Annotated in this window: 14 protein-coding genes and 1 pseudogene; 12 read left to right on the top strand and 3 right to left on the bottom strand. The window is 61.1% G+C overall.

Translation table 11 applies throughout. The features are described 5' to 3' along the window. Positions 1–166: 166 nt before the first annotated feature. Positions 167–1,660 (top strand): glycoside hydrolase domain-containing protein, encoded by a 1,494-nt coding sequence (locus BLIN9172_RS15020; protein ID WP_170286935.1) that lies wholly within the window; start codon positions 167–169, stop codon positions 1,658–1,660. 4 nt (positions 1,661–1,664) lie between these two features. On the opposite strand, the gene BLIN9172_RS15025 is transcribed toward BLIN9172_RS15020, so the two are convergent. Continuing rightward, positions 1,665–2,168, bottom strand: coding sequence for a hypothetical protein (locus tag BLIN9172_RS15025; protein WP_101555767.1), 504 nt, complete (start codon positions 2,166–2,168; stop codon positions 1,665–1,667). Positions 2,169–2,668: 500 nt separating this feature from the next. Between BLIN9172_RS15025 and BLIN9172_RS15030 the strand changes: the two genes are divergently transcribed. The 5 genes from BLIN9172_RS15030 to BLIN9172_RS15050 all read left to right on the top strand — a co-directional run bounded on the left by BLIN9172_RS15030 (position 2,669) and on the right by BLIN9172_RS15050 (position 6,472). Further along, on the top strand, positions 2,669–3,409 hold the full coding sequence (locus tag BLIN9172_RS15030; RefSeq protein WP_205751071.1) for a tyrosine-type recombinase/integrase: 741 nt from the start codon (positions 2,669–2,671) through the stop codon (positions 3,407–3,409). Then, positions 3,406–4,431, top strand: a complete 1,026-nt coding sequence (locus BLIN9172_RS15035) for a tyrosine-type recombinase/integrase (protein WP_101555769.1) — start codon at positions 3,406–3,408, stop codon at positions 4,429–4,431. The genes BLIN9172_RS15030 and BLIN9172_RS15035 overlap by 4 nt, the downstream gene beginning before the upstream one ends. Positions 4,432–4,527: 96 nt before the next feature. Next, positions 4,528–4,857 carry an integrase core domain-containing protein gene (locus tag BLIN9172_RS15040; protein WP_101555770.1) on the top strand — a complete coding sequence of 110 codons (330 nt, stop codon included), beginning with the start codon at positions 4,528–4,530 and terminating at the stop codon, positions 4,855–4,857. A 5-nt stretch (positions 4,858–4,862) separates the two neighbouring features. Continuing rightward, positions 4,863–5,369, top strand: a complete 507-nt coding sequence (locus tag BLIN9172_RS15045; protein WP_145997975.1) for a hypothetical protein — start codon at positions 4,863–4,865, stop codon at positions 5,367–5,369. 284 nt (positions 5,370–5,653) lie between these two features. Beyond that, a complete protein-coding gene (locus BLIN9172_RS15050) occupies positions 5,654–6,472 on the top strand; it encodes a hypothetical protein (RefSeq protein WP_101555772.1) in 819 nt (272 codons plus the stop codon). A 60-nt stretch (positions 6,473–6,532) separates the two neighbouring features. Here BLIN9172_RS15050 and BLIN9172_RS15055 read toward each other — a convergent pair whose 3' ends face one another. Then, positions 6,533–8,254, bottom strand: coding sequence for a glycoside hydrolase domain-containing protein (locus BLIN9172_RS15055; protein WP_170286936.1), 1,722 nt, complete (start codon positions 8,252–8,254; stop codon positions 6,533–6,535). Between the two features lie 150 nt (positions 8,255–8,404). On the opposite strand from BLIN9172_RS15055, the gene BLIN9172_RS18975 reads away from it, so the two are divergent. The 6 genes and pseudogenes from BLIN9172_RS18975 to BLIN9172_RS15070 all read left to right on the top strand — a co-directional run bounded on the left by BLIN9172_RS18975 (position 8,405) and on the right by BLIN9172_RS15070 (position 12,447). Further along, positions 8,405–9,403 carry a sensor histidine kinase gene (locus BLIN9172_RS18975; RefSeq protein ID WP_170286937.1) on the top strand — a complete coding sequence of 333 codons (999 nt, stop codon included), beginning with the start codon at positions 8,405–8,407 and terminating at the stop codon, positions 9,401–9,403. Beyond that, a pseudogene (locus BLIN9172_RS18645) lies at positions 9,396–9,629 on the top strand (integrase core domain-containing protein); the annotation flags it as partial. The gene BLIN9172_RS18975 and the pseudogene BLIN9172_RS18645, both read left to right, overlap by 8 nt. Positions 9,630–10,048: 419 nt before the next feature. After that, complete coding sequence (gene sp36 / locus BLIN9172_RS18220; protein WP_009883339.1) at positions 10,049–10,204, top strand: Sp36 family protein; 156 nt, start codon at positions 10,049–10,051, stop codon at positions 10,202–10,204. Positions 10,205–10,248: 44 nt separating this feature from the next. After that, complete coding sequence (locus BLIN9172_RS15060) at positions 10,249–10,722, top strand: RidA family protein (protein ID WP_101555774.1); 474 nt, start codon at positions 10,249–10,251, stop codon at positions 10,720–10,722. Next, positions 10,712–11,686, top strand: a complete 975-nt coding sequence (locus BLIN9172_RS15065; protein ID WP_101555775.1) for an NUDIX hydrolase — start codon at positions 10,712–10,714, stop codon at positions 11,684–11,686. Before BLIN9172_RS15060 ends, BLIN9172_RS15065 begins: the two co-directional genes overlap by 11 nt. Continuing rightward, positions 11,683–12,447 carry an MBL fold metallo-hydrolase gene (locus BLIN9172_RS15070; RefSeq protein WP_101555776.1) on the top strand — a complete coding sequence of 255 codons (765 nt, stop codon included), beginning with the start codon at positions 11,683–11,685 and terminating at the stop codon, positions 12,445–12,447. The genes BLIN9172_RS15065 and BLIN9172_RS15070 overlap by 4 nt, the downstream gene beginning before the upstream one ends. Positions 12,448–12,748: 301 nt before the next feature. On the opposite strand, the gene BLIN9172_RS15075 is transcribed toward BLIN9172_RS15070, so the two are convergent. Next, positions 12,749–13,426: a Crp/Fnr family transcriptional regulator gene (locus BLIN9172_RS15075; protein ID WP_101555777.1), complete on the bottom strand. Its 678-nt coding sequence runs from the start codon at positions 13,424–13,426 to the stop codon at positions 12,749–12,751. Between the last annotated feature and the right edge of the window lie 51 nt (positions 13,427–13,477).

A 13,477-nucleotide genomic window follows, 5' to 3' on the forward strand; every position in this document is an offset into this window, starting at 1 on the left:
CTCGTACAGCGCGACGGCGTCGGCTTTGAACTCATCGGAGTACTTCTTCTTTGGCATGGTTTCTACTCGCATTCTCCGGCCCATTATGGGCCAGACTCAGCGTGTCCACCACTCAGGGTTCATCCCCATTCGTGGACTCGTCAGGGGCCTGCAGCTGGAGCTCGGCATGTCAGACAACGAAGTGGACGGAGTCTACGGCGACACTCTCCACTCTCGGGTCCCTTTCCTGAATCCCACCGGTGGAAACGGAGAGGCCAACGTCCGTCTCGTTCAGTCGGCGCTTCGGGTGAAGGGATACGACGCCTCACCTGTCGATGACATCCTCGGCGGATTTGGTGACTACAACGATAGGACCATCGGTGCAGTCAACGCCCTGCGAAACGATGCCAACTACACGACGCTGGCCGGTACGACCGGCTCCGGTGGTGGCGTGGTCGACCGCGAGGTGTGGAAGGGTCTTTGCAGTCAGGACGCCTACGTGCTCGTCCAAGGCGGCGACGCGAAGCTTCGCACTATCCAGCAGCGCCTCAACGACGCGGCATACCAGCCACAGATGGGGCTGAACCCGACCGATGGCATCATCACCCCACAGCTCGCGCGTGGTCTCATGAAGGCGTTGCAGATTCTGCTCGGCATCGCGAACCCGGACGGCATCTGGGGGCCGAAGACTGCAAACGCGGTGCGCGCCCAGGGCCCGATCGATGCTCCTGGCCAGCAGTGGACTCGCCTTTTGGCCTATGCCCTCTACGTCAACGAATACACGGACATGGATGTCAACGATCCGTCGTGGTCCGCTGTCGCCCAGCGCGCCCGCGGCTTCGGCCTGTCGCTTCGCCTTAACGTCACCGATACCGGACCCATCAGTACTCTGATCGTCGCCGCACTGTTCGTCAGCTATGGCGACCAGCAGCGTGGCTACGATGATCTGCGCTGGGACGCGGACCCGACTCAGCCCACCATCGGAATCGATACTGCCAGTCGGCTCACTGACCTCACAAGGACCTTCGAGCTTCCCGAGAGCGACCTCTACCAGATGCATGTCGGCTTTGTCGGGCGCTACCTCCAGAACGCTCCCGACCCGGTCCTCGACAAGGAGATGACGATCGACGAGATCTATGCACTGGCCGAACTCAGTACGAGTAATGCCTATGGCACGGTGCCGTTCGGAATCGCACCAATTTGGCAGACCTCGGCCAACGACGGCGGGTACTTCATTCCTGGTCGCGGCACGTCGGATGCCCAGGCCGCCGACACTCGCGCCGAGGCGTTCGGGATCCCGAAGAACGTGACCATCTACTTCGCTGTCGACTTCGATGCGTTCGGTTCTACGATCGAGGACCTCATCATCCCGTACTTCCGTGAACTCAACGATGAGATGTCGGCCATCGGCGGCAATCCGATTGGCGCCTACGGCCCGCGCGCCGTATGCAACCGGCTCGCTGAGGAAGGGCTGGCCACGGCAAGCTACGTGGGAAACCTCTCCTACGGGTGGACCGGTAACCTGGGGCAGAAGATGCCGTCGAACTGGGCGATCGACCAGTTCTTCGAGTTCGAGGCGGACTTCTACGATGCCGACGGTACCTTCATCGGCACGCACGGCGTCGATCAGCTCATCCACAACCCCGAGAACGGACAGCTCTGGTATCCCGAGCCCGCCTAAGGGCTCAACGATTCGCGTAGTAGTACGTGAGGTCGTCGCGAGCCAAACGAGTGTTCCCGAGTGAAGCGATTATGTCGTTTCCCTCGTGCTCAACGTGTACCGTTCCCAGTTGATTCAGCTCTTCACCGTCGATCCAGGCGGTGAAGAGCTGATTTGGATCTGTCGTGATGTCCTCGTCCGACGAGATTTCCCAGATGGTTGTGGGATGCGAGTCAGGGTCGGCAGGACGCTCACCGATGAAGCGCGCCGAGGCCGGCAATGGATCGCCGCACTCCACCCCTTTGACCCCGTCGGGAGAATCAGCGTCCCGAATCATGACTTTGTCGAGATCGTCCCCGGAGAGCTTGCGGAAGTCGCCATCAGCCCGTTGCGCCACACTTAGCAGGAGCTTGTGAGTGTCCACGTCCTCGGACCACTCATTCAGCCACTTCTTGCCTTCATGGTTGCTTAGGCTGACGTCTTCAACGTCCGGACTCCCCACGAAGATGGGCGTGACGAGGATCTCCATCTGGGTTGTATTCTCATTGGCATTGAAATCGAAAAGCGTGCCTGCCGCCTTTTCTTCTGCGGTCCGCGCATTCCGGCACCCCGGCACTGCCTTGACCGTTCGCTCAGCCTTCGCTGGGCTGGGAGAGCTAGTAGGATCAGAATACGTTCGGCCTTCCGTTGATTCCGTCCCTTCGACCGGAGGACCGTTCGTCTCCTGTGCGCATCCGGCTAGCAACGCCGTCACGCACACAAGACCAGCCACGCTGAGTGTAGTTGTTCGATAACGCATATAGATCTACTCTACCTGTCGTAGGCGTTTCGCACGATTGCATATTCCTCCGACAGTAGCCCTATATCGACTTCAAAGCCCGTACCGGAAAGACCGGGCACTCGCGCATCCACTACCTGCGTCACTTCGACACGTGGGCAACACACCACGCGATCGGCCGACTCGATCGTAGTGCTGTCGAAGGCTGGGTCCTTAACGAACTGGGCCACTGCTCGAGGCACCGATCGTGGATGTCCTACATCCGCGACTTCGGCAGGTGGATGCGTATCCACCGCGACCCGAACGCCCACATCCTCGGCAACGAATGGAAAGCCGGTATCGTCCACTCCACCCCGTACCTGATGAGCAGCACCGATATCGAGGCATTCTTCACCGCGGCTGGCACCGTCCCAGCCCATTCACCCTGGGCATGGCAAGCCACCGCGTTCTTCCTCCTCATGCACTCAGCCGGCCTGCGCACCCGCGAAGCCAAGCAACTGATGGTCGCCGATGTCGACTTCAACGATCACTCCGTCATGATCGCTGCAACGAAAACGGGCCGGGACCGGAAACTGCCCATCACCGACGATGTCATGAGCATTCTGCGCACCTGCCACCGACGCTCACATTCACAGTTTCCCAATCGTGAGCACTTCTTCGTCTCCTCCACCGGTGCCCGACTCAGCCCCGCAACGATTGGAGTCATGTTCAACCGCATTTGGGACCACGCCGGGCTGCCCCGTCCGGCAACGGGACCCCGCCCGCGGCCCTGCGATTTCCGACACCACTTCGCCTACGCCAATATTGAACGCTGGATGCGCGATGGCACCGACGTCAACACCATGTTGCCCTACCTCAGCGCCTACATGGGCCACGCAGGAATTGACTCGACCCTGTACTACGTCCATACCTCTCCCGATTTCATGGCCGCCTACTCAGGTCTTGCTCGAAAGACAGCGAACATGGTCATTCGGGAAGCCGGTACCCGATGAAACACAACCCCGATACCGGTGCCCCGGACTTCTTCGTCTTCGCCCGGAATTTCCTCCACTCCTACCTGGGCAACGTTCGACAATGTTCTCCGGCGACGATCACCGCCTACCGGCTCAGCCTCGAATGCTTCCTGGCCTTCCTCGTCGATGCCAATCACCGGCCACGGGCAAAGGTGACTTTCGACGACTGCAGCCGCGATAACGTCAAGGCCTGGATCGAATGGATGAACACGACGAAGAAATATGCTCCCCGCACCGTCACGCTCAGATTGACCGCTCTGCGGTCCTTCCTCACCTTCAGCGCCGCCGACGACCTCACTCTGATCGCCACGTCGCAGGCAGTCGCGGATGTGAAACCACCCCGCATCCTCGCCAACCCGATTGACTACCTTCCCGCCGACCACACCCGTGCTCTGCTCTCAGCGTTCACCGGCACAACGGTGAAGTCGCGGCGAAATCACATGATGCTCATCGTCCTCTACGACACAGCAACCCGAGTCAGCGAACTCACCGGGCTGATCTGCAGTGACATCCACCTCGGACCACCCGCTCAGGTGAGAATCCGGGGCAAAGGCAACAAGACTCGCATCGTGCCGATCAACACTCGCACCACCGATCATCTGCGGACCTATCTGACAGTGTTCCACCCTGGAGAAGAAGAATCGGGTCGTCCGCTGTTCTACACCCGTCACTACGGGCACGTCTCGAAGCTATCGACGGACTCCGTGTCTCTGATCCTCAACCAGGCCGCGAAAATTGCTCGACAAGAGTATCCGGCCCTTCCCGACAGGATCCACCCACACATGCTGCGGAAGACGAAAGCGATGGACCTCTACCAAGAAGGAATCCCCTTACCGATCATCATGCGGCTCCTCGGACACACCAACGCCTCAACCACTGAAGCGTTCTACGCTTTCGCGACCATCGACATGATGCGCCAAGCCATCACCGCCGCAACCCCGACACCGGCGGCCCCATCACTGACCGGAACCCAACTGGAAGCGTTGTACAGTCTCCGGTAGCTGATCGGCGAGTTAACCCGAGGAATTAGTAGGGACGCCCAGTCTGATCAGGCCGAACACAGATTCCTCGGGTTAACGAAAACCTCGGCATAATCGGTGTTAACCCGAATTCGGGTTAACTCGGATCGTGGGGTCCAGTTTCGGGCGATTCGCTATGGCGAGGCTCTGGCCGAAGAAGACGCTGTCGCGTCTGTCGGGTCGAAGGGCGACTCTTACGATAACGCTCTCGCTGAGGCGCTGAACTCTCTGTATAAAGCCGAGCTGATCCGGAACAAGGCTCCGTGGAAGGGCATTGATGATGTCGAGATCGCCACGGCGGAGTGGGTGCACTGGTTCAACACGTACCGGCCTCACGGAGCACTCGGCGGGGCGACTCCCGCCGCGTTCCGATCAGACTATTTCACCGCGCTGCCACGGACTGCTTAACTAGTGTGCGAGTCGACGAATTCCAAGTAGAAAACTCTCCATCAAACCCGGGGCTTGACAAAAACGGGATCAACGGCGATGCACAGGTACGAAAGTGGACCTCTGACGTGGACTTGAGCAGGGAAGTGCTCACTGTGATGACCGAAGTGTCGAAGCCGCACTCGGACATCGGGAACAAGGACCTGGAATCACTGCGTGTGCGCTGGGCGCCTGTCGTCGGTGGCTCGGAAAATGGCGGGTGCGGCGAGCAAGTGGAGGTTGAGACTCGCTTCACCGGCACTCACACCAACGAGAAGAGTTGGAACCCGTCTTCGGTGTGGGAAGGGTCGCCCGAAGACGGCATCGCGATGGACTCGAAGGGGCTTTTCACAGCCCCGGTAGGCGGCACTCAGCTGCAACAGCTAGGAGCCGTGCGGGTCCACGAAGGAGGAGACGACATCTACGCTTTGATGGGGGGACACGCCCGAATCGGGTTAATGATCAGAATGTGTGTACAGCAACGGCGTGTCTGACCCTGCCCGTCTTATCGTGACCGGCCCGCCTACCCCTTCTGCATTCCGTTGGCATCAGCCTTGAACTTCTGGATGTACTTCTTCCTGCTGGTAGGCACGTTTGTGAGCGCTCCTTATAACCTGTCTCACTAAACCATGCGGCCGTATCCCCGAGCAGTGATTCGCTGCTCGGGGAGTATCTTTCCACAGCCACTACAACTACTCCACACTTCGACGAGACCTCACGGGGTGTAGAATTCTATCATCCTCGTTATCCACCATTCCCCATCAAGGACATCGATCTCGTGGGCAAGCAGTCAAACAAGAAGCATTACCTCAGAAGAACCCGATGGTCGCTCACCATCGGCGCGCTCGCCCTCGCTGTCACGCTCACCGGATATATGCTGATCGATCATTCTCTCGTTGCCGGAACCGATAACGATCTCAACGACGGCAACCCCTATCCCCCGCCCTCAACCTCCGCACAGGCACAGCAGGCTGCACACGCAGAAGCTCCGGATGTCTACTGCTCACCCGATCAGCTCGGCAAGAACGACTGGACCACGGTCGGCGATGACCAGATGGCGTTTGCTTATCTGCCGACACTCACCGGTTCGACCGAAGAGATCAAAGACGGTCTGGAGAAGGAGTCCTCGAAAGCAACGTTCAACCCCTACTCCACCAACAAGATCCTTCTCGCCTCCACCTCACTCGGCTCTAGTACAGTTGCCGATGACGCGATCACCAAGGTCTCCGTCACGCAGATCACCACTTCGATGTGGAACGGCTGGAAGGTGACCAAGTGCGGCCCGGAGCAGAAGCTCCACATCACATCTGCTGGGAGCACGCAGATCACCTATCGCGATAACGAAGGCGTCCGCCGCACGAAGAACTGGACGGTGTGGGAGCTCTCCGGCGACGGCTTCAACCCGAAACCGAAGGATAAGAACACCGAGGGTTTCTCGGCAGAGATCGCTGTGAACGGTCACCATCTTCACACGATGCTGAGCAACAACCATGCCAGACTGCCGGGCAGCTTCGTGGCACACGACGACCACATGGAAGTCCCGGGTCCTGGTGTAGAACTGATGAAGTACTACTACGAGCATCACGTGTGGTCGTGACGCACATCAGGGTCGGAGCGATTGCTCCGACCCTGTTGTTCTTACCGCGAGCGATGAGGATCAGTTGATGATGCCTTCACCCATCCACATCTTCCCGTGGCGCTCGGAGTGGAGCACCTGATCGAGATCCACTTCCTTCGCGAAAGAGCCGTCCGAATCGTTGTAGAGCTTGACGCCCGTGATCGCGTTGTATTGATCCAGAGACCAACTCTGAGGCATGCCCTGCCCGATATTCGAACTCCACCCTGAAGACAGATTGGCGACGAAACTGGCGGTCGCACTCCCGTTCTTCGCGACTTCGTTGCACACTTGCCGAGGGCCGTACACTCCGATCGGGCGACCGCCGATCCTCTCCGTCTCCGTGTTCACCCTCGTGAAGTAGGCCAGGATGTCCAATATGGTCGCTTCGTCATATGCGTCGAAATCGACGGCGTAGTAGATCGTGATGTCGTCGGGAATGCTCAGATAGTCACCGCGATCATTGGCAAGCTGGGCGTCCTTCGTGCCCTGTGCAGTCGTGAAATACTCGCGACTGTTCGCCGAGGTCTGCCAGATCGGCACGATGCCCATCGGCGAGGAATAGATCCCGTCCACGACCTCGAGCGAGAAGATCTCCTCGATCTCCTCGGGCGTGAGTTCCTTGTCATGCACTGGCTGCGGCGCGTTCTGCATGTACCTCGCGACGAACTGCGGGGCCAGCTTGCCCAAGCCAGTGTTGGAATCGACGAGCGTCTTGCTCATCCCGGTCAGAGGTGTTGCGAGATCGATACCAAAACGAACAGCTCCCGGATCGTACGGCATGCTGGAACGACCACGGTTCTGATCCCCGTAGCTGACGAACAGAGCGGCGATCGTGCTCGGTGCGATGCGGTCCTTTCCCGGCGAGGCGCTGGTCGACAGCAACATGAACTCGGAAAACTGGTTTGCCTTGGCCAGAGCCGTTGCCCACGTCGGCTTCGCGACCTCCACGTCGTACCCGTTGATATACAGCCCGAACGTGATCAGGTTGTGCCACGCGCTGCTGGACGAGGCGTTCACGGACGACGGCAGGTGTGCCGACGTCGTCGGACCCCACCTGCCGTCGCACTGCTCTCGTTCCAGTCCGCACTCCTGCTGCACTGCCTTGATGAGTGCGCGCGCCGACAGTGGGGTCATGAAGCCGTCGCTGCTGTTCAACCCGACGAGAGGCTGATAGTTGCGATTTAGATGCCGCTGGATCTCACGGATACTCTCATCGCCGGCCGCCAGCTTCACGAAGTCCATCTGGCGGCACAGGCTCTTCCACACCTGTGAGTCGACGATGGACGCACCACCGTTCTGGGTGCCACCGTCGCCCTTCCGGTAGAAAGTGTAGTCAGCGTCCTTACGCAGGGCGTCCACGCCGCTCTGCGTCTGTGCGTTGTACTTGCCGAAGCCGCTGGAATCCGCAGTGCTCGCCTGGTAGCCCTTGCAACGGAGCCCGCACTGGACCAGCTTGATGAACTTCTCGTTCGCCTTCTCGTCGATACCCGGCGTTATCGCCGGGATGACCCCAGCCATCGAATCGCCGAAAACACCGTCGAGCTGGTCGCCACTCCATCCGAGCTCGACCTGCGCGCCCACGGTGATAGCTCGTAGCGTGCCGATCCCGGGGATGCCGTCGACGTCGACCTTGAACTCGGGATGGTACGTGCCATAGGTCTTGTTGAGGTACTTCTGGATCTCCTCGATGTCCGGACGGTCTGCCTGAGTAAGCAGGCTCATATGCCGTAGAGGGGCCGTGTGATCGGTGGACTCGGTCATGGGGCTCGCGTCCTTCATGAGTGGGGATATACGATCGCGCCAGCACGCGTCATGAGACCAGCGTTTCCAGACCATAGCACAGGGGCCTGACCACAATGCCGCGCTCACACGAAGTAGCTTTCCCGCCGGCGAGCCCTCGACCTGCTCGATGTGACCCTCTGGCTCTCGAACGCGATGCTCGCACAGCAAAGCATCGGCGACCTGGGCGGGCTCATGCAATTCTCCGGCGTGGTGTTCATGCTTCCGGCGACGATCATGCTTTACACATTCGCAACGACATGTAGCATTTGGACCGTCGGGATCGGACACCTCATCGTTGTTGGCATACCAATGCTGACAGAACTCGGCAGATTCCTCGTTAACGGACTTGTTGCAGCCCCGACTCTGCTGGACCCGGTGGTTCTCGTCGCGCTGGCCGGCCGCTTCGCTGTGCGTGGCGCGACGCAGCGAAGAAGAGGGCTGGCAGAAGAGGTGAACGAGCGCCTCGCGACCGCGCAGGTCGTCGAATGGCAGCGCATCACCGCGGAGATGTATGTTGCGTTCGCCCATTCGCTCTCGACCATGGTAGCTCTGGAAGTCGGGGTCAGCAGCGGTCGGGAGAAGCATCCTGAGCGCTCGGCTCAGGCACTAGTCAAACTCGGGGACGTCGGAAGGGCCGCACCCACGGAGATGCAGCGCATCCTGCAGGTCCTGCGCGAAGACGATCCGGTGCTCGACGACGAGTTGCATCGATCGGGCCACAACGTCCGCGACCTTGAGGAACTCGTTGATGTCTACCACATCGCAGGTCTTCCTGTACGCCTTTCCTGGAAAGGACGGAGCGTCTCCGACGGCCCTGTCCTGATTACCACCGTCTACCGGATGGTGGATGAAGCGCTGACCGATTCACTGCGTTGCGCCAATGGAGCCACACGGGTCGAGGCCGACATCGAAGTCACCCGGGACGAGCCGGCCATCCGCGTCACCGATAATGGCTTCAGCTCCCACTCGACTCCGGCCCCGCTGTTATGCGCGGCAGCTAACCGGTCGGCCCATCCTGTGGCCGTGTCGAATGCGAAAGGGTACCCGGGATGGCAGGGTTTGATCCCCAATCCGACCCCCAGATGGGTCTTATCCACCCCAGGCGGGCCCAGCAGGGGCATGGGATAACGCGATGTCGGAGTCGTTTTGGTCGTCGTTGAAAACGGAGTTCTTCGAGCGGCGAGTCTGGCAGACCCGGGGTGAGGAGATGCGGTAAGTCGTTCGTTGGATCGTGGTGGTCTATAACCGGCGGCGGTTGCACTCGGCGTTGGGGATGGTCCCGCCGGTGGAGTTTGAGGAGAAGTTCTGGGCTGAGCAGAGTGCCGGTCAGGTTCAGAAAGAAGCGTCTACGTAGGCTGCGTGACGTGGTTCACGTGTCCACGACTTGCGGGGAGGCTCACTGCTCTCTGGCGTTGAGGATCGCAGAAAATCAAGACCAGTGTCAGATAAGTCAGTACCGACACTATCCGATAAGTGACTCCGAACAGTGTCTGAAAAATCCCGATACAACACACCGCGTACATGTACTGCGACCGTATGTCCCTGAAGCGGTGAAATTCAGTGTCCACGATGTAGCGAGGTCATACACCACTTCGTTACACCGGTGCTGCCGAATGTCGCTTCCGAATAGTCAGATCCGGATTATGAGTGTTGGGATTCAATGATGCGGCGCGATGGGCGTTTGTGGCACTGCGTATTAGTTTCCGTCCTAGGTCATTGCGATTAGTCTTGAGAGCGGCACCTGCCATAGTGAACAGACAACCGAGGAGAATCATGACCAAGTGGGAATACGTGACCGTACCGCTCATCGTCCATGCGACGAAGCAGATCCTCGACCAGTGGGGCGAAGACGGCTACGAACTCGTCCAGGTCGTCCCCGGCCCGGACAACAACGGTCTCGTCGCCTACCTCAAGCGCCCGAAGGAATGATCTGAACCAGCCAGGCTTCTGAAACCCACGTCGAAAGAGGAACCATGTCCCAAACCCTTGACCGCATCGCCGAACTCGGACTCGAATTGCCCGAGATCGCCACCCCCGCCGGTGCCTACGTTCCCGCACTGCGCACCGGAAACTACGTCTTTACCTCCGGCCAGCTGCCCGTCGTCGACGGCAAACTGCCCGCCACCGGACACGTGGGCACGGACGTCGACCTCGACACCGGCTACCAGCTGGCACGCACAGCCGGGCTCAACGCCCTGGCCGCCATCGCCGGGGTCATCGGCGACCTCGATGAGATCGTGCGCGTCGTCAAGGTCACCGGTTTCGTCAACTCCGCCGATGACTTCACCCAACAGCCGGCCGTCATCAACGGCGTGTCCGAACTCTACGGTGAGATCTTCGGAGACCGCGGCCAGCACGCGCGCAGCGCCGTCGGCGTCAACACGCTGCCGCTGGGCACGCCCGTCGAGGTCGAAGTCATCGTCGAGGTCTCAGGCGATGCCGCTTAGCGGACGCACCCTTCCCGTCTCGTCGGAACTGCGGTGGCTGCTCGACCACTGGCAGTCCGACGGACGGTGGCCCGTCCCCGAGCCGCCCCGCCCCACCTCGGCGATCGTCCTCATCCGGGACACCCCGGAGGGCCTGGAACTCTTCATCACCCGGCAGCTCGACGCTCGCGGCGTCGAAGACCGCAACCGGTGGGCGTTTCCCACCAGCAGCCTGCGCCCGGGAGATGTGCGGAAGCTGCCTTTGGCCGGATGGAATTCGGCCCGGTGCGCGCGTGCGCTGAGCATCGAGAACAAATCCCGCGCCCTTCACCACTTCTCTGCGGCCGCCCGCATCACCTTCGCCGCCACCGGAATCCTGCTCGCCGAGGATGTCGACCGGGAGATCGTGGCCTCACCGCAGACGGACTGGCACACCACCCGGTCGAGGCTGTTCTCGAACGAAGTGTCATGGTCGCAGGTCCTACGCGACCGTGACCTGCGGCTGCGTCCCGATCTGTGCAAACCGTGGCTGCGCTGGATCAACACTCCCACCCAGCTGCACCGGTTCGACACCACCTACTTCATCGCCACCGTGCCCTTCGGCCAGGAAGTCGACTTCCTGTCCCCGAACGAGACCTCCGCCGGCTGGAAACGCCCCGGACAGATCCTCGCCGAGGTGGGCGGAGACCCCAACCGCATCAGCGCGGCCGCCCGCATCATCGTCGAAAGCCTCACCGGGGTCCCGTCCGTGGGAGCGGCCATGGCACAGATCCGCAACGTCCACCCGCTGCGGCCGGAGATCATCGCCGACGACGGCGACTGGAAAGTCGTCATCCACACCGGCAAGGACCCTCACAGCAAAGGCAGCCTGCGCGACCGTGCGGTGGCCGTCGGCGAGACCGACACCGACCAGAACCCCGGCTTCCTGACCTTCAGCGGCGATGACGACGACGAAACGGCAGACGAGGAGAGCGAGGACTCATGAGAATCCGTGCGAACAATCCCAGCCCGATGACCTTGACCGGAACGAACACCTACGTGCTCACCAGTCAGGACGACACCTCCGCGGTCGTCATCGATCCCGGACCGGAGATGGCTGACCACCGTGAGAATTTCCTCGCCGAGGTGGCCGACCGTGATCTGGCGGCGATCGTTCTCACCCACCAGCACGCCGACCATTCCGAGATGCTCGGAAGCATCGACCAGTGGGCCCCCGAGGTTCCCGTCTACGCTGTACTCGAGCGTTTCGCCCGGCACACGGATCCCGTGGTCGACGGCGACGAGATCGCCTTCGGCAGCACCCCTGCCGATGTCCTGCGCGTCGTCGCCACCCCCGGCCACACGAGCGACAGCATCAGCCTCATCCGCTCCGGTGCCCTCTACAGCGGCGATACGATCCTGGGGGAGGGGACGACGATCGTCACCCACCCGGAAGGTTCGCTGCGTGACTACCTCAACTCCCTCGAGCGGTTGAGAGAACTGCTCGACGCCGGTGAGTTCGCGATCATCGAGCCGGCCCACGGCGAGCGCATCGACGCTCCCGCCGAGGTGATCGACTACTACCGCTCCCACCGACTCGAACGCATCGAGCAGGTCAAAGCGGCACTCGAGCAGGGAGCGAGCACCGCCTCGGAGGTCTGTGACATCGTCTACCACGACGTCGATGACAGCGTGCGGCCGGCGGCCGAACAGATCGTCAAGGCCCAGCTGGCCTACCTCGACGCTCTGCCCGCCGCCGACGCCTGAGGCACGCCGCTGACGTCGCAGCTGCAAGCGCCTTGAGTGCCCTGCCGCGGTGCATGGCGCGCGACGTCTTCGGTCTAACTGGATGACACACCACTCACGACTCAGGTTCTGATCCAGTCATCGAGTTTGAACTCGATGACTGGTCCAAAACTGGAGTACGAAGCTTCCCGGACCTGACGCGACAGCCACTGCGACGGCGAGCGCCGGTCACGACGCACACTTGCCCGTGCCAGCACGAACGCCCCAGCCGAAGCGGCTGGGGCGTTCGTGCGATGTGGCGGTTAGGACGCCGCGAGGAGGATCAGCGGGCGCGGTTGCGCATCCTGTCCATGTCGAGGATGACGACGGAGCGGGCCTCGAGACGGATGAAGCCGCGGGCGGCGAAGTCAGCCAGCGCCTTGTTCACGGTCTCACGGGAGGCGCCGACGAGCTGAGCGAGCTCTTCCTGGGTGAGGTCGTGAGCGACGAGCACACCGTCGGGAGCCGGCTTCGAGAAGCGGGCTGCCAGGTCGAGCAGGGCCTTGGCGACACGGCCGGGCACATCGGAGAAGACGAGGTCGCCGACGGTCTCGTTCGTGCGTCGCAGACGCTGGGCGAGAGCCTTGAGCAGGTTCATCGCGGCCTGCGGGCGCTCGTTGAGCCAGGTGGTGAGGTCCTCGTGCCTGAGGCTGAGCAGCTCCGACTGGGAGACCGCGGTGACAGAGGTCGAACGTGGGCCGGGATCGAAGAGGCTGAGCTCGCCGATGATCTCGCCCGGGCCGACCACGGACAGCAGGTTCTCACGGCCATCGGAGGACTCGCGGCCGATCTTGAGCTTGCCCGAGGAGACGAGGTAGAGCTCGTCACCGGCATCGCCCTCATGGAAGAGCACGGTTCCCCGACGGAGACTCCGCGGGTTCATGAACTTCATCAATGCACTGGTGGCTTCATCGTCCAGACCTGCGAAGAGCGTCGCGCCCCGCACCACTTCAATATCCACTGGTTCCTCCTTGTCGTGATAATCACACATAAATCTACCTGGTCATCTGCA

It is taken from the genome of Brevibacterium linens ATCC 9172, from assembly GCF_900169165.1.
Classification (GTDB): Bacteria; Actinomycetota; Actinomycetes; order Actinomycetales; family Brevibacteriaceae; genus Brevibacterium; species Brevibacterium linens.